This is a genomic window from Rhizobium sp. 268 (genome assembly GCF_036571585.1).
GTDB classification, from domain to species: Bacteria; Pseudomonadota; Alphaproteobacteria; order Rhizobiales; family Rhizobiaceae; genus Rhizobium; species Rhizobium redzepovicii.
Window position 1 is genome coordinate 30,034 of record NZ_JAPPSO010000004.1, and the last position, 15,543, is coordinate 45,576.

Consider the following 15,543-nt stretch of genomic DNA (forward strand, 5'->3'; position numbering starts at 1 on the left):
GTCTCGGCCCTGCCTATTGGAATTCGAAGATCTGCCGGAATACACCCGGCGCAATGATCGACAGCGGATTGATCTGCAGGTTCGGCTGGTCGAATTTGCCGGTGAGTTTGAAGGTGATGCCGATCAGGCCGCGATCGCTGCCGTTGCCGAGGATGACGCCGATCAGCGGCAATTCGGCAAACAGCCGGTTGAGGCCGTAGGCCGGCATGAAGGTGCCGGTCATGTCCATGTTGCCCTTGCGATCGCGCACAATGCCTTGGAAGGTTGCGCCGATCTGGTCGCCGCGCAGCACGCCGTTCTCGATGCCGACCATGCCATTGCGCGAAACGACGCGGGCAAAGCCGCGCTGGAAGCGTTGCGAAGAGGTATCGATGTCACGCTTGACGGCTTCGTTGAGGCTGCGCTGCTCATTTCCAACCGGCGTCGAGACGATCGAGCGCAGCCGTTGTTCGTTGACGATCGAGAAACGGCGCACGTCGAGCGAGCCGTCCCAGCCGCCCTCTGCCGAAAGCCGGATCGCCAGATTGAGCAGGCCGCCCTGCATGTGCTGGTAGAGATCGGCGAAACGCGACACCGCGCCGGCATCGCCGCTGGTGATGTTGATGACGCCGCCATCCTTCATCTGGCTGACCACGGCTTCGCCGCTGTCGGTCACGGCCGAAAAGTTCAGCGCCTGCAGCTTGTCACCGCGCAGTGACACCTGCGCCTGGAAATTGCCGATCTTCTCGTCGTTGAACCCGATGACATTTTTCAGCCTGGCGCGCACCGATACGCCGGTGTCGCCGCCATCCCCGTCATCATCGCCATCGCCCGAGCCCGATTTCAATCGTGCGATGACAGGCCGCGCATCGGCGCTGTCGCCGGAGACCGAGACGTCGAAATTGCCCTTGCTGCGTTTCACCGACAGGGCAAAATCGTCAAGCGAGGAGAGTTTGACGCTGTCGAAATCGGCCGAGATCAGCCCGCCTTTGCCAATGTTCATCGAACCGTTGGCGCCGAAACCGTCGCCTTTCAGCCGGAAATTCTTGATCTGGGTATTGTCGGCCGGGCCGGATGTTTCGAATTCGGCCGTCGCGGCAATACCGCTGCCCTTCGACCAGCCGATCCATGGCAGGTCGAGTTGCGACTTGGTCAGGTCGAGCTGCACATCCTGCCGGTCGTCGTCGATCCGCGTCAGCACCATCTTGACGCTGCCGCCGATGATGCCGGAAAGGCCGGGTATCAGCTTGTTGCGCTGCTCCTCGGAAAGCGTCGCGGTGATCACCCGCGTCCGCTTCGCGCCATCGGAGGCCTCGACCGGTTCGGCAAGATCGATATCGGCCGGGACGCCGTCGATCTGGGCCTTGGCATCCAGCGTGATCTGTTTCGGATTGCCGTTCAGCGTCCCGTCGAGATTGCTGATCGTGCGGCCGGAAAACGGCTTGGCAAGATCGATATCGGTGAGCTTCATCGCCGCCGTCCATTCGGCCGGCGGCGGATTCTGCGAGGAGAGCAAGCCGAAATGCGCCTTCACATTCGCCTCGATCCGCCCCTTGAGATCGTCGGGCGCAAAGCCGGCGCGCTGCAGCACCCGGATCGGCCTGTAGGTCAGAAGCTCGCCGACGGCATCCGCTGTCCCGGAGATCGCAAGATCGATATCGGCCATCAGCGGCTTGTCGTACGTGGCCGGTAGGGTGAACGTCCCCTGCCCGAGACCGACGGACCGGCCGGAGGGGAAAAACGACGTGCCGCTCTTGATCGCGATCGTCGCAACCGGACCGGTCAGGTCGAAATGGGCCGCCATATCGCGAACCGGCGGAATGTCGCCGGCGATGTTCATCCGCGCATCCGCGATGTCGAAGCCGATGCGGATCTGGTTGGCGTCGAGCTTCAGTCCCTTGCCGCCGGCTGCCTCGTCCAGCCTGCCGAAGGGAATGAAGACCGAGATGGAGGCGTTGGCTACGCTGCCGCCGAAGAGGTTGCCGTGCACCCAGTTGCGCACCTTGGGCGCCATCCAGAACGGCCAGAGCTGCTTGATCGCCGTCGTCTGCAGCTGTGCCGACTGGCCGGCAAAGCTGATCTCCGGCGATTTGCTCCCGAGCTTGACGTGCAGTGCCCCGTATAGCGCGCCGAGCGGACTGGAGACGGTCATGTTGGGAAATAGAAATTCCCGCCCGGCGACCAGGTAGCGCCCGGTCGCCTGGATATCGAAGGAGAGCGGCTGCTCGCCGGAGCCGCCGGGTGCTGCCGAGCCGCCGCTGACCAGAAGATCGATGCCGAAGCCCTTGCCGGCCTGCGGGTCGAGCTTGTCGAGATCGATCAGCGCGCCGTTGATCGGAACCGTGGTCGCGCCGAAGCGGGCGTTCGACCGGGCGATTTCGAGCGTCTGCTTGGCGAAATCATAAACGAGGTTGATCTGCCCGCCCGACAGTTCCTGCGGATCGCCGTCGGCATAGATCTGGCCGGGATCGATGTCGACGGTCGCCGCAAGTGCCGGCTGCACGCCATCGCGTTCCCTGGTGGCCGATACCGTCAAATCGGCAAAGGCACTGAGCCCCTGTCGGATCACGCCCTGATCGTTGCGTTTCAGCGCAAAGGGCGTGAGGTCGGCATGCTTGAGCGTCGCCACCACCTTCGACACGTGGCCGGCTTCCTTTTCGGCCAGCACCTCGAGCTCGGCCACCTCGCCGTTCAGCGCCACTTCGCCGGTCAACTGCAGTGAGGATGGGCCGGCATGGGCAAAGACAAGATCGTCGACGACCAGCGACAGCGGGCCGTTGGCGGTGTCGGCAAGCTTGATGTCGATGCCGGAGATGCGCACGGAGCTGGTCGAGCCGCGCGTGACGACACTGTCGAACATGTCGAACTGCGAGAAGATCTTCTCCATCGCTGCCGGCATGGCGTCAATGCGAAAATCGTCGAGCGTCAGAGGATTGCCGGAGGGCAACAGAGCGGTATCGAGCGCGATATCGTCGGCTTCGATGTCGGTGACGGCGATGCGGCCGCGGAAAAGCTGCAGCGGATCGAGCCCCAGCCGCACCGAGCCCGTCGTCGACAGGTGCTGGCCGCTCTGCTCGTCGATCATGTTGACGTTGCGCGCTTCCAGCGCCAGCCGGAAATCCGAGGTGAAACGGATGACGGTGGAGCCGACCTCGGCGCGGTAGCGCGGTCCGGCCACGCCGTTCAACGCCGCCTGCGCCTGCTGCGACAGCGGCTTGTCGAACATGCCGCTCTCGACGGTGAAGACAATTCCGGCGAGGATAAGCAGAATCACCCCCAGAAATCCGGCCGTCAGCTTCGCCGTGCGCCGCATAGGAGAACGCGGCGGCGGGCAAGAGACGATGATCGGATCCTCGGCCTGGGCGGACGGCAAGCGGTCCAGCGCAACGATATCCTTCTTGCGAAACGTGACCTTTTCGCCGCGGATGGCTGACATGCGCCTTCGGGCTCTCCCTTTAAGTGAAGAATTGAACCCGGCATGCTGGACGGGTTTCCGTCCACTATATAATTCGGGGAGAGAAAGTGTCATCCACAAACCCGGCAAAAGAAAGGTTTTCCCAATGGCGGTTCCCGGCATCGGCGCCACGGCTCCTGATTTCAACCTTCCCCGCGACGGCGGCGGCCGCATCTCGCTGGCCGAATTCCAGGGTCGGCCGCTCGTCCTGTTCTTCTATCCCAAGGACGATACAACAGGCTGCACCGCCGAGTCATTGGCCTTCACCGCGTTGGCAAGCGAGTTCGAAGCCGCGGGTGCAGCCGTAATCGGCATGTCGCCCGATTCGGCCGCCTGCCATGACAAGTTCGTCAGGAAGCACCGTCTTTCGGTAGCGCTCGCCTCGGACGAGGAGAAGACGACGCTGCAGGCCTACGGTGTCTGGAAGGAAAAGAGCATGTACGGCCGTAACTTCATGGGCGTCGAGCGCACCACCTTCCTGATCCGCCAGGACGGCACGATCGCCACGATCTGGCAGAAGGTGAAGGTGCAGGGCCACGCCGAAACCGTGCTTGAGGCCGTGCGGAATCTGGCTGCGTGACCGGCGACCTCGCGATGACCTCGCTGCGCGGCGGCGCCATCGATGCCATCTGCTCCGCTGATCTCGACCGCAAGACGGCGCTTGCGCAGGAAAGCGCCACCCGCTGGTTCGCCCGCCGGGTGTCGCTGCGCTCGCCGCTCGATGCGGCCATGCCGGAGAGGCCCGGTCGTCCCGACCGGCCGTTGCTGACGCCGCCGACCCAGGTGGAAAAGCGCTCACTGCATACGCTGAAAGGCCGGATCGCTCTGCTCCATGCCATCGCCCATATCGAGCTCAATGCTGTCGATCTGGCGCTAGATATCGTTGCGCGATTCGCCACCGAACAGGTGCCGAATTCCTTTTTCGACGGCTGGATGCAGGTTGCCTTCGAGGAGGCCAAGCATTTTCGCTTGGTGCGCGCCCGTCTCAACGATCTCGGCGCCGATTACGGCGATCTCCCCGCCCATGACGGGCTCTGGCAGGCGGCCCATTCGACGCGCAACGACCTGACGGCAAGGCTCGCCGTCGTGCCGCTGATTCTCGAAGCCCGCGGCCTCGACGTCACGCCGTCGCTGCAGGCGAAAATGCGCCAGACCGGCGACCTCGAAAGTGCCGCGGTTCTCGACGTCATCTACAACGACGAGAAAGGTCATGTCGCGGTCGGCGCCAAATGGTTCCGCTTCCTCTGCGCCCGGGAGAAGCGCGATCCGGCAAAGGCCTTTCGGGATCTGGTGCGCGCCAATTTCCGCGGGCCGCTGAAACCGCCCTTCAACGATCTCGCGCGCGCCGAGGCCGGGCTGACGCCGTCCTTCTACCGCTCGCTGGCATCGATCAGCCATGCCTGAAATCGCTGGTATTTTCTACACGGACAGCGACAAAGAAAGCATTCGTTAACCATAAACGTGTCTAATTTTCCGAAAGAGGCGTAGTGCATCAGTCGGGAGAGCCTGCGTGAACAGCGGACATCAGCACCGGGTATTCGGCAAGCGGGCGCAGGAGCACATCCTGATCCTCGCAAGCGGCGACAAGGTCCGCCACATGACGGTCCGGCCGTGGATGGCCGCTCTCGCCTTCTGCTTCATCGGCGTCTTCTCGATCGGCTATCTGCTGGCCACCTCCTATCTCGTGCTGCGCGACGACCTGATCGGCGCCACCATGGCGCGGCAAGCCCGGATGCAGCATGACTATGAGGACCGCATCGCCGCTCTTCGCGCCCAGGTCGACCGCATCACCTCCCGCCAGCTTCTCGACCAGCAGGTGGTCGAGGACAAGGTCGACAAGTTGATGGAACAGCAGATGGCGCTGACGTCGCGCCACGGCAAGCTCGATAATCTGCTCGACCGGGCCGAAAGCTCCGGCCTGACGGAAAAGTCCGGCGCCCTGCCCGAGCCGTCTTCGCCGATTCAGTCCTTTGCCCCTGAGATCAAGGACAAGCGCGCTTCGCTGACCGGCGGCGGCATCGAGGCGATTGAGAAACAGCTGGCGAGCGGCGCGCCCGCCGATGCGACGCCCGACAATTTGACGCTTGCCTATGTGCCCTCCGCCGAAACGGTCGGCGACCGCGCCGACCGCATCTTCTCCAATGTAACGCTGTCGCTGAAGGGTGTCGAACAGGACCAGCGCAACCGTGTCGAACAGCTGACGAGCGACGCCGGCAACGCCGCCGATGCCATCGGCAACGTGCTGACCCGCTTCAAAATTCCGGTGCCTGAGGAGTCTGCGGGGCGGCAGGGCGACGATGCCGTCGGCGGCCCCTATGTCGAGCCTGAAAGCAACGATGATTTCAACAATTCACTGGCAGCACTCGACGGCGCGCTGACCCGGCTGGAGGCCGTGCGCAGCACCGCCGAATCCCTTCCCTTCCGCAATCCCGCCATCGGCAAGGACGTGACCAGCCCCTTCGGCAATCGCCGCGACCCTTTCCTCGGCCGCCTCGCGCTGCATTCCGGCATCGATTTCCGCTTTTCGCCGGGTGAGAAGATCCGCCCGTCGGCGCCGGGCAAGGTCATCGCGGCCGGCTGGACCGGCGGTTACGGCAACATGGTCGAGGTCGACCACGGCAACGGCATCTCGACACGCTACGGCCATATGTCCCAGGTGCTGGTCAAGGTCGGCGACACGGTCGGCCGCAGTGACGTCATCGGCCTCGCCGGCAGCACCGGCCGCTCGACGGGAACGCATCTGCACTATGAAGTGCGCCAGGACGGGCACGCGGTCGATCCAGTATATTTCATGAATGCGGGCCTTAAACTCGCCACCTATATCAAGTAACAGCCGTCAGGTAACCATGGCTTCACTCTGTATGGGGTGCGGCCTCTCTATTTCTTGACTTGCCGGCCATTCGGGGCTATGTCGCGCTGCATTGCGGCATGCAATCCCGCCGACTCGTTCAGAGCTCGGCCGAACCGGAACGGAAACAGTTTTCCCTTTGACGACATTCGCTGACCTTGGCTTGAGCCAAAAAGTGCTATCCGCTGTTACCGACGCGGGCTACACGATACCCACGCCTATTCAGGCGGGAGCCATTCCGTTTGCGCTCGAGCGTCGCGATATTTGCGGCATCGCGCAGACGGGCACCGGCAAGACGGCATCCTTCGTTCTGCCGATGCTGTCGCTTCTGGAAAAGGGCCGGGCCCGCGCCCGCATGCCCCGCACGCTGATTCTCGAGCCGACGCGCGAACTCGCCGCCCAGGTTGCCGAGAATTTCGAAAAATACGGCAAGAACCACCGTCTCAACGTCGCCCTTCTGATCGGCGGCGTTTCCTTCGAGGACCAGGACCGCAAGCTCGAGCGCGGCGCCGATGTGCTGATCTGCACGCCCGGCCGCCTGCTCGACCATTTCGAGCGCGGCAAGCTGTTGATGAGCGGCGTCGAGATCCTCGTTATCGACGAGGCCGACCGCATGCTTGACATGGGCTTCATCCCCGATATCGAGCGCATCGCCAAGATGATCCCGTTCACCCGCCAGACGCTGTTCTTCTCGGCAACCATGCCGCCGGAGATCCAGAAGCTCGCCGACCGGTTCCTGCAGAATCCGGAACGCATCGAAGTCGCAAAGCCCGCCTCGGCCGCAAAGACCGTGACGCAGCGCTTCGTCGCCTCGCACAGCAAGGACTACGAGAAGCGCGCGGTTCTGCGCGAACTCGTCCGCGCCCAGACGGAACTCAAGAACGCCATCATCTTCTGCAACCGCAAGAAGGATGTTGCCGACCTCTTCCGGTCGCTGGAACGCCACGGCTTCTCCGTCGGCGCGCTACATGGCGACATGGACCAGCGCTCCCGCACGATGACGCTGCAGAGCTTCCGTGACGGCAATCTGCAGCTGCTGGTTGCCTCAGACGTCGCTGCCCGCGGCCTCGACATTCCCGATGTCAGCCACGTCTTCAATTTCGACGTGCCGATCCATTCCGAGGATTACGTCCACCGCATCGGCCGCACCGGCCGTGCCGGCCGCTCAGGCGCCTCCTTCACGCTCGTCACCAAGCGCGACAGCAAATTCGTCGACGCGATCGAAAAGCTGATCGGCGAGAAAGTGGAATGGCTGAGCGGCGATGTGAATTCCCTGCCGCCGGCAGAAGAAAGCGCCGACAGCGAGCGCCCGCGGCGCAACAGCCGCGAACGTGGCGCAAAGGGTGAACGCGGCGACAGGGATCGTGGTCGCGGACGCGGCAATCGCAGCGCCGCAGGTCATAAATCTGATAACGACATACAGGATAATGACGTCCAAGTGATCCAGGCAGCACCAGTAAAGGCCGACATCGTGAAGAACGAGCGCAAAGCAGAGCAGAAGCCGCAAAACAATGAGCGCAACAGCCGGCCTTATCCGGCAAACGACGACAGCCGCGACCGCCGCCGCCATCGCGACCATGATGACGGCCCGACCCCGGTCGGCTTCGGCGACGATATCCCCGCCTTCATGCTGATCGCCGGCAGCGCCAAGGTCTGAACGGCCAATGGGTAAGCCCGGTCTCGATTTTCCGGGCTTCGGCGTTGGCTTGGTCATTCTGCGCGACGCCAAAATTCTTCTTTATAAACGCGTGCGCCCACCGGATGCCGGCTACTGGAATATCGTCGGCGGCAAGGTCGATCATATGGAGCCGGCCGAGCAAGCCGCGCGCCGCGAGGCCGAGGAAGAAACCGGCCTCAAGATCGGCCGCATCGAGCGGATCGCCGTGACCGAACAGATCATCGATACCGACCGCCAGCACTGGATTTCACTTCTCTATCTCGCCCGCGACGTCGACGGCGAGCCGCAACTGACCGAACCGGACAAGCTTTCCGATTTCGGCTGGTTTCCGCTCACGGATTTGCCGGAACCGCTCTCGGCATTCACCAAGGCGGCGATAGCAGCCCTGGCCCCAGCCGAATCCAGTCAGCGATCGGCCCTCAGCGACGCCTCATAGGCAAGCCGCACCCATTTCGCCATCAAATCGGGATCGTCGTAGGCCTCGTCGGGAATCGACCAGTAGGGCATCTTTACCGGCTTGCCCTTCTTGCCCTCGTAGCTCCATTGCGTGGCGCCGGCGGCGGCAAATTCCGGGGCGCTCGTCTCATCGGCCTTCAGCAGCATCTCGTCGCGCACTTCGAGCGCGATGATGCGCCCGAGATGATAAATGCCCTTGCCGCCGAACATGCGCTTGACCGTGACCGGGCCGAGACCTTGAAACATTTCCTCGATGCCGGCATTGTCCATTCGCTATTCCCTCGAAATCCCGGCCGTGGCGGCCATCACAGCGCGTGATAATCCCGGTTCATATAGATGAGCGCCGGATGCTTTTCGCTGAAGCGCACAGCCGCGACCTCGCCGAAGATGACATTGTGCGTCGGCATTTCCTTGATGTCGGTCACCCGGCAATCGAAGGCAGCCAGCGCATCGGCCAGCACAGGCGCGCCGGTGACCAGCGTCTCGAAACGGGCGCTGGCAAAACGTTCGCTATCGGCAAGCGCCGTCCGTCCGGAAAAGGCGTCGGCAACGCCCTGATGATGAGCGCCGAGCGTGTTCAGAACGAAGATGCCGCTTCGGAAAAAGATTTCGTTCTTCGAATTGTTGTTGTTGAGGCAGATCAGCACCGAGGCTGGATTGTCCGAGACCGAGCAGGCGGCGGTGATGGTGACGCCGCGGCGCAACTCGCCCATCGCCGTCGTCACGAGCTGCACATGGCCGGCATAACGGCTCATGGCGTCTCGATAAAGGCCGGGGTCGATATGCTGCCTGTTCAACACCTGCTTCTCCCGTACGCGCTTTGATCCATGGTTCGACTTGCTATCGCGCCAATATGGCGAGCATCGGTTACCTTTTCTACAATAGGACCAGTGAAAAGCACTGCTTCACGCTTGTTTTTCTTTGACGATCGCAGCCTTGCGGATAAAAGGGCATGGACGATGGCTAGGGGATCTCCGCCTTTCATGATCAACCTGCGTGGCATAGCAGCCTGTCTGGTGCTGCTGGGAGCGGCGGCGCAAGGCCATGCGGCCGGCGTGACGATCGGCGTCGTCGCCCCTCAGAACGGCGCGCTCGCCTTGCTTGGCGCCCAGATTGCCACTGGGGCCGGTTTCGGGATCCAGCAATCCGGAAACACCCTCGTCGCCATCAATGAGACCTGCGAGGACAATAGCGGCGCTACGGTTGCCGATGCGCTGGTCGCTGCCAAGGTGCAGGTCGCGGTCGGCTTTCTCTGCAGCGAGACGCTGGAAGGCGCGCTGCCGAAGCTGAAAGACGCGGGCATTCCCGCCATGACCATCTCGGCGCGCTCCCGCATCCTGATGGAGGATGCGCTGAAGAACGGCTGGCCGCTCTTTCGTCTGGCGCCCGCCGACGGCGCCGAAGCGGCAAAGATCAATGAAGTGATCCTGAAGGACTGGGCCGCCGATCCGATCGCCCTGATCGAAGACGGCACCATCCATGGCCGCGAACTGACCGAAGCGGTGCGCAACGCACTGGAACAGAACGGCCTGAAGCCGATCTTTACAGATACTTACCGGCCGGGACAGGAGCAGCAGATTGCCCTCGTCCGCCGTCTGAAGCGCGCCGGCGCCACCCGGGTTTTCATCGGCGGCGACCGCAACGATGTCGCCGTCATCGCGCGCGACGCCAAGGCAGAAAATATTCCGCTCTCCATCCTCGGCGGCGATGCCATGCGCGCCGCCGACCAACCGCTGCCGCTTGACCCCGGCGTGCGCGCCGTCGCCCTGCCGGAATATGCCGTTCTGCCGGAAGGCGCGGCGACAGCCGAGGCTCTCAGCGCCAAGGGCATCGAGCCGGAAGGCTATGTCCTGCCGTCGCTCGCGGCAGCGCTGATCGCCGGCCAGGCGGCGGAAGCTGCGGCCGCCGCGGGCAAGCCGCTGCAGGAGACGCTCCTCGGCACGACATTCCAGACGCCGGTCGGCGCCATCGCTTTCACTGCCGCGCACGAACTTGCCCAAAACCCCTACCGCCTGCTCGAATGGCGGGGCAATGGCTTTTTTCCACCTCGCGCGCCGACGCAATAAGCGGCGGCCGCCAGTCTTGAAATCGGGCACCGCGCTCAAATGGCGGCCCACAGGGAGTAAAACTTGATGACGCTGCCCATTCGCATTGCCCCCTCGATCCTCGCGGCGGATTTCGCCAGGCTCGGCGAGGAGGTGCGCAACGTCACGGCCGCGGGCGCCGACTGGATCCATCTCGACGTGATGGACGGGCATTTCGTGCCGAACATCTCCTTCGGTCCGGATGTCATCAAGTCGCTACGCTCCTATACCTCGGCGACCTTCGACTGCCACCTGATGATCTCGCCGGTCGACGACTATCTCGAGGCCTTTGCCAAGGCCGGCTGCGACCGCATCACCGTCCATGCCGAAGCCGGGCCGCATCTGCATCGCTCGCTGCAGACCATCCGCAATCTCGGCAAGAAGGTCGGCGTGACGCTCAATCCGGCAACCCCGCTCAGCGCCATCGAGAACGTGCTCGACGATGTCGACCTCATCCTCATCATGTCGGTCAATCCCGGCTTCGGCGGCCAGAAGTTCATTCCGGCGATGGGAGCCAAGATCGCGGCGGCGAAGTCGCTGATCGGTGACAGGCCGATCGAACTCGAGGTCGACGGCGGCGTCACGGTGGAAACGGCGCCGGCAATCGCCCGCGCCGGCGGCAACGTCCTCGTCGCCGGCTCGGCGATTTTCAAGGGCGCGACGGTCGAGGATTATCGCCGGACCATCGCCGATCTGCGTCAGGCAGCCGAAGGGGCACGATCATGATGAAGCGTCTACTCATCGGCGGCATGCTTGCCGCCGCATTGCCCGGCCTGTCACTGGCCGGCGACATCGCCAATATCCAGCCGATCGGCTTTTCCGCCGATGGCAAGGTGTTCGGATTTCAGGAATTCGGCATCAAGGAGGAAGGCGGCGCTCCTTACTCCAACACCTATTTCATCGATACTGAAAACGGCCAGTATCTCGAGGGCACCCCCTTCCGCACCGAGATGACCGAGAAGGACGCCAATCTTTCCAAGGCGCGGCGGCAGAACCTGACGGCAGCGCGCAGCCAGATGGACAAATACGATCTGCTCACCAATCCGGGCCTCATCGCCGCCTTCAATCCGCCAACTGAGCTCGGTTCTCCCGCAAAGACCATCCGCTACACCACGCTCGCGACCGATGGCCCGCCGAAATCGCCCTATACGCTGTCGCTCGGTGAGATGCCGGTGCCGACGCCGAAGGATTGCGCAGCAGTCGACAAGCGGGTCCTTGGTTTCAGCCTGCAGATGATCGAAAAACAAGGCGCTCCGAACCGCCAGGCGGCACGGCAGGCGACGGCGATTCCGGCCGAGCGCGCCTGTTCTGTGGAATACCGGATCGGCGGCGCGGTGGTCTATCAGCCGGAAGCCGGAGACCAGGTTCACATCGCCTTGATCCTGGCCTTCGACGCCGACAGGAACGGACGCTGGATCGCCGTTCCGGTTCATCCCTGAACCCGGATCGCCCAGGGATGGATGGCCCGAGCCCGGATCGCCCCAGCACGGATCGCTCTAAGACAGATCGCCCGAAAATGGATCGTCTGAGAGCCGCGCGGCCGCCCTACCCCGATCTGATTGCCGGCGCATTGTTCTGGGGCGCGCAGATGCTCGCTTCCGCCATGCTCGGCCTTTACCTGCGCAACGGCCTGCAGACGAGCCGGCTTGCCGAAGTCGCCGCGCTGTATTTCGCCGGCGGACTGTTCGCGTGGCCCCTTGCCCTGCCGGTTGCCCGCTTCTTTGCCTATGACAGGCCGCCGGAAGCGCGTTTTGCCGCCTTTTTCGTGACGCTGACGGCAGCGACGATCGCCATGACCGCCTTCCTCTTCGCCATGGAATACCGGCTCTTCTATTCGCGCTGGCACGCGCCTTTCGGCAGCGTCGTCTGGGCTTTTCAGTTCGTCTTCACCAGCATCAGCGCCGTCTACCAGTTCCTGGTCATCGGCCTGCGGCTCTTCCTGCCGCTCGGTCTCGTCTGCCTTGTCGTCAGCAGCTATCATCTTGCCAAACGCATGCGTTGAGATTGCCGCCCGTCTTTGCTACAGGGGCGTTGAAGCAATTCAGGCAAGACTGCGCAGCAGTTTTGCGCAAAGAAAAATCGAAGTAAACCTCTTGAAGTGAAGGCAGCCGCCATGATCCCGCGTTATTCCCGGCCCGAAATGGTCGCTATCTGGTCTCCCGAAACCAAGTTCCGCATCTGGTTCGAGATCGAGGCGCATGCCTGCGACGCGCTGGCCGAGCTCGGCGTCATCCCTAAATCGGCGGCAAAGACGATCTGGGAAAAGGGCGGTGCGGCCACCTTCGACGTCGCCCGCATCGACGAGATCGAGGCCGTCACCAAGCATGACGTCATCGCCTTCCTGACCCACCTTGCCGAAATCGTCGGCCCGGATGCTCGCTTCGTCCACCAGGGCATGACCTCGTCAGACGTGCTCGACACCTGCTTCAACGTCCAGCTGGTGCGCGCCACCGACATCCTGATCGCCGATATCGACCGCCTGCTCGCAGCGCTCAAAACCCGCGCCTTCGAACATAAGGACACCGTCACCATCGGCCGTTCGCACGGCATCCACGCCGAGCCCACCACCTTCGGCGTCAAGCTGGCGCTCGCCTATGCCGAATTCGAGCGTTGCCGCCAGCGTCTCGTCGCCGCCCGCGAGGAAGTCGCGACCTGCGCCATCTCGGGCGCCGTCGGCACCTTCGCCAATATCGACCCGCGCGTCGAGGAACATGTCGCCGAGGCGCTCGGCCTGAAAGCCGAGCCGGTCTCGACCCAGGTCATCCCGCGCGACCGCCACGCCATGTACTTCGCCACCCTCGGCGTCGTCGCCTCGTCGATCGAGCGCCTGGCGACCGAGATCCGCCACCTGCAGCGCACCGAGGTTCTGGAAGCCGAGGAATATTTCTCCCCCGGCCAGAAGGGCTCCTCGGCCATGCCCCACAAGCGCAACCCGGTGCTGACTGAAAACCTCACCGGCCTCGCCCGCATGGTCCGCTCCTACGCCCTGCCGGCCATGGAAAACGTCGCACTCTGGCACGAGCGCGATATCTCCCACTCCTCGGTCGAACGCGTGATCGGCCCCGACGCCACCGTGACTCTCGACTTCGCCCTCTCGCGTCTCGCCGGCGTCATCGAAAAGCTGCTGGTCTACCCTGAGAACATGGAGAAGAACCTCAACAAATTCCGCGGCCTCGTCCACTCCCAGCGCGTGCTGTTGGCGCTGACCCAAGCCGGCACCTCCCGCGAAGACGCCTACCGCCTCGTGCAGCGCAATGCCATGAAGGTTTGGGAACAGGGCAAGGATTTTCTGGAGGAGCTGCTGGCGGATGCGGAGGTCCGTGCTGCGCTTTCTGAAGAAGATATTCGCGAGAAGTTCGACCTTGGCTACCACACGAAGCATGTGGACACGATTTTCCGGCGGGTGTTTGGCGAAGCGTGAGTTCTCCAAATCGACAATATTGCGGCGCCTTTACGGCGCCGTTTTTATGTTTGATTACATTCTGTTATCGCAGTTGTCGCGCCTGCGCTCGCCAATATTTCTCTATCTCCTTTCAAGCGGCCGTTGTTTTTGCTTCGGCGCTTTGCCAGCCATAGCGCGCTTCCTCGTCTCCGTCTTTTTCGGCGCAACAGCTTCCGCGGCCTCCGTCGTCCTGCAAGCCTCCGTCTCGCCCCTGCCCTTGGCAGCCTTGGCGACCAGCTGGTCGAGGTGTTTCAGTTCCTCCTCGTCGAGATTTTCGATGCCGATGAAGCGGTTCTCGGCATGGCTCGTCAGGATCATTTCATTGAGCTTGGCCTGGATTGCCCGCGTGTCGCGCGTTTGGGCGTTCTGCAACACGAAGACCATCAGGAAGGTGATAATCGTCGTGCCGGTGTTGATGACCAGCTGCCAGGTTTCCGAATAATCGAAGAAGGGGCCGAGTGCCGCCCAGATGATGACGGCGGTCAGCGCCAGGATGAAGATGACGGGTTTGCCCGCCCATTCCGATATCTTGGTTGCGAAGCGGGCGAACAGATGCTTCATCGAAATCCTCCCACAAGCATGTGCTGAATAACGCGGCGAGAGGTCCCGAGGTTCCGGGAATCGGCGAAGCTTTAACCTCCGGGGATCGCGAGAGTTCGCGATCCCCGGAAACCTTCGATTACGCGGGCTCCCGCGCAATCAGTTTGCGATAAAGATGCCAGGTCGCATGGCCGAGGATGGGAATGACAAGCGCAAGCCCGGCAAAGACCGGGATCGTGCCGATGACGAGCAGTGCAGCGACGATCAGGCCCCACAGCAGCACCGGCACCGGATTGGCGATCGTCGCGCGGATCGAGGCGACGACGGCGGCTACCGCGCCGACATCGCGGTCGAGCAGCAGCGGAAAGGTGATGACGGTCGTCGCCAGCACGACGAGCGCGAAGACGAAGCCGATCAGGTTGCCCCAGATGATCAGCTGCATGCCCTCGGGCGTGCCGAAGACCTGGCGGAAGAAATCCGCCATGCTGCGCGGAAACACTTCGCCGAGCAGATTGCTGTAGAGCGTCTGCGCCGTCACCAGCCAGACGACAAAAATGCCGCAAAGCATCAGCCCGACTGCGACGATCGAGGGCAGCGCCGGCGAATGGCGTACCTCGAGCGCATGCGTCCAGGAGCTATCGAGGCCGGCTTCGCGCCGGCGGCTGATCTCGTAGAGGCCGATCGCCGCGATCGGGCCGATCAGCACGAAACCTGCCATTAGCGGAAAGACCATCGGCAAAAGGTTGGCACCCGACGTCCATAACGTCAGGAAGACGCCGGCAATCGGGTACATCAGGCACAGGAACACGTAGTGGGACGGTTTCTCCATGAAATCGTCGTAACCGCGCTTCAGCGCGTCGAAGACGTCGGCGATACCGATGCGATTGACAACGGGCCGTGCGAAGCTTTCGCTAGAACCCGTCATGACATGAAATGCCGCCATGGCTTTCTCCTCCTCAGCCGAGACCTTGTCGGCTGCGGACACGCAATCGGCGGGAACGCCGACACGAAATCCGCAACCGGCACTGGAGCAATATAGCAAACCAAATCGCCCGTGTCGCT

The 15,543-nt window shown here is 62.9% G+C and carries 15 protein-coding genes; 10 read left to right on the forward strand and 5 right to left on the reverse strand.

Going from position 1 to position 15,543, the window contains the following annotated elements:
• Window positions 1-13 precede the first annotated feature (13 nt).
• Window positions 14-3,415, reverse strand: coding sequence for a YhdP family protein (locus tag OS035_RS08865; RefSeq protein ID WP_331813617.1), 3,402 nt, complete (start codon window positions 3,413-3,415; stop codon window positions 14-16).
• A gap of 124 nt (window positions 3,416-3,539) precedes the next feature.
• Between OS035_RS08865 and OS035_RS08870 the strand changes: the two genes are divergently transcribed.
• The 5 genes from OS035_RS08870 to OS035_RS08890 all read left to right on the forward strand — a co-directional run bounded on the left by OS035_RS08870 (window position 3,540) and on the right by OS035_RS08890 (window position 8,395).
• Entirely contained in the window at window positions 3,540-4,013 is a 474-nt protein-coding gene (locus OS035_RS08870) for a peroxiredoxin (RefSeq protein ID WP_003586264.1), read from the forward strand.
• Window positions 4,010-4,837: a ferritin-like domain-containing protein gene (locus tag OS035_RS08875; protein WP_097628623.1), complete on the forward strand. Its 828-nt coding sequence runs from the start codon at window positions 4,010-4,012 to the stop codon at window positions 4,835-4,837. The genes OS035_RS08870 and OS035_RS08875 overlap by 4 nt, the downstream gene beginning before the upstream one ends.
• Before the next feature lie 106 nt (window positions 4,838-4,943).
• The gene (locus tag OS035_RS08880) at window positions 4,944-6,263 is read left to right on the forward strand and encodes a peptidoglycan DD-metalloendopeptidase family protein (RefSeq protein ID WP_097628622.1); all 1,320 of its coding nucleotides are present in this window, start codon (window positions 4,944-4,946) and stop codon (window positions 6,261-6,263) included.
• Between the two features lie 157 nt (window positions 6,264-6,420).
• Window positions 6,421-7,938: a DEAD/DEAH box helicase gene (locus OS035_RS08885; RefSeq protein ID WP_331813618.1), complete on the forward strand. Its 1,518-nt coding sequence runs from the start codon at window positions 6,421-6,423 to the stop codon at window positions 7,936-7,938.
• Between the two features lie 7 nt (window positions 7,939-7,945).
• Window positions 7,946-8,395, forward strand: a complete 450-nt coding sequence (locus tag OS035_RS08890; RefSeq protein ID WP_331813619.1) for an NUDIX domain-containing protein — start codon at window positions 7,946-7,948, stop codon at window positions 8,393-8,395.
• Here OS035_RS08890 and OS035_RS08895 read toward each other — a convergent pair.
• Window positions 8,365-8,685, reverse strand: coding sequence for a TfoX/Sxy family protein (locus tag OS035_RS08895; RefSeq protein WP_097628619.1), 321 nt, complete (start codon window positions 8,683-8,685; stop codon window positions 8,365-8,367). The two genes, OS035_RS08890 and OS035_RS08895, sit on opposite strands and share 31 nt — an antisense overlap.
• A gap of 35 nt (window positions 8,686-8,720) precedes the next feature.
• Window positions 8,721-9,215 carry a flavin reductase gene (locus OS035_RS08900; protein ID WP_097628618.1) on the reverse strand — a complete coding sequence of 165 codons (495 nt, stop codon included), beginning with the start codon at window positions 9,213-9,215 and terminating at the stop codon, window positions 8,721-8,723.
• A 183-nt stretch (window positions 9,216-9,398) separates the two neighbouring features.
• Between OS035_RS08900 and OS035_RS08905 the strand changes: the two genes are divergently transcribed.
• From OS035_RS08905 to purB, 5 genes are all read left to right on the forward strand, one after another.
• A complete protein-coding gene (locus OS035_RS08905) occupies window positions 9,399-10,481 on the forward strand; it encodes an ABC transporter substrate-binding protein (protein WP_097628617.1) in 1,083 nt (360 codons plus the stop codon).
• Window positions 10,482-10,547: 66 nt separating this feature from the next.
• Complete coding sequence (gene rpe, locus OS035_RS08910) at window positions 10,548-11,225, forward strand: ribulose-phosphate 3-epimerase (protein WP_097628616.1); 678 nt, start codon at window positions 10,548-10,550, stop codon at window positions 11,223-11,225.
• Entirely contained in the window at window positions 11,222-11,938 is a 717-nt protein-coding gene (locus tag OS035_RS08915; protein WP_097628615.1) for a DUF2259 domain-containing protein, read from the forward strand. The genes rpe and OS035_RS08915 overlap by 4 nt, the downstream gene beginning before the upstream one ends.
• A gap of 77 nt (window positions 11,939-12,015) precedes the next feature.
• The gene (locus OS035_RS08920) at window positions 12,016-12,501 is read left to right on the forward strand and encodes a hypothetical protein (protein WP_097628614.1); all 486 of its coding nucleotides are present in this window, start codon (window positions 12,016-12,018) and stop codon (window positions 12,499-12,501) included.
• 111 nt (window positions 12,502-12,612) lie between these two features.
• Complete coding sequence (gene purB, locus OS035_RS08925; protein WP_331813620.1) at window positions 12,613-13,920, forward strand: adenylosuccinate lyase; 1,308 nt, start codon at window positions 12,613-12,615, stop codon at window positions 13,918-13,920.
• Between the two features lie 102 nt (window positions 13,921-14,022).
• On the opposite strand, the gene OS035_RS08930 is transcribed toward purB, so the two are convergent.
• Both OS035_RS08930 and OS035_RS08935 read right to left on the reverse strand, forming a co-directional pair.
• On the reverse strand, window positions 14,023-14,502 hold the full coding sequence (locus OS035_RS08930; RefSeq protein ID WP_097628612.1) for a low affinity iron permease family protein: 480 nt from the start codon (window positions 14,500-14,502) through the stop codon (window positions 14,023-14,025).
• Window positions 14,503-14,620: 118 nt separating this feature from the next.
• Window positions 14,621-15,424 (reverse strand): DUF2189 domain-containing protein, encoded by an 804-nt coding sequence (locus OS035_RS08935; RefSeq protein ID WP_097628611.1) that lies wholly within the window; start codon window positions 15,422-15,424, stop codon window positions 14,621-14,623.
• Between the last annotated feature and the right edge of the window lie 119 nt (window positions 15,425-15,543).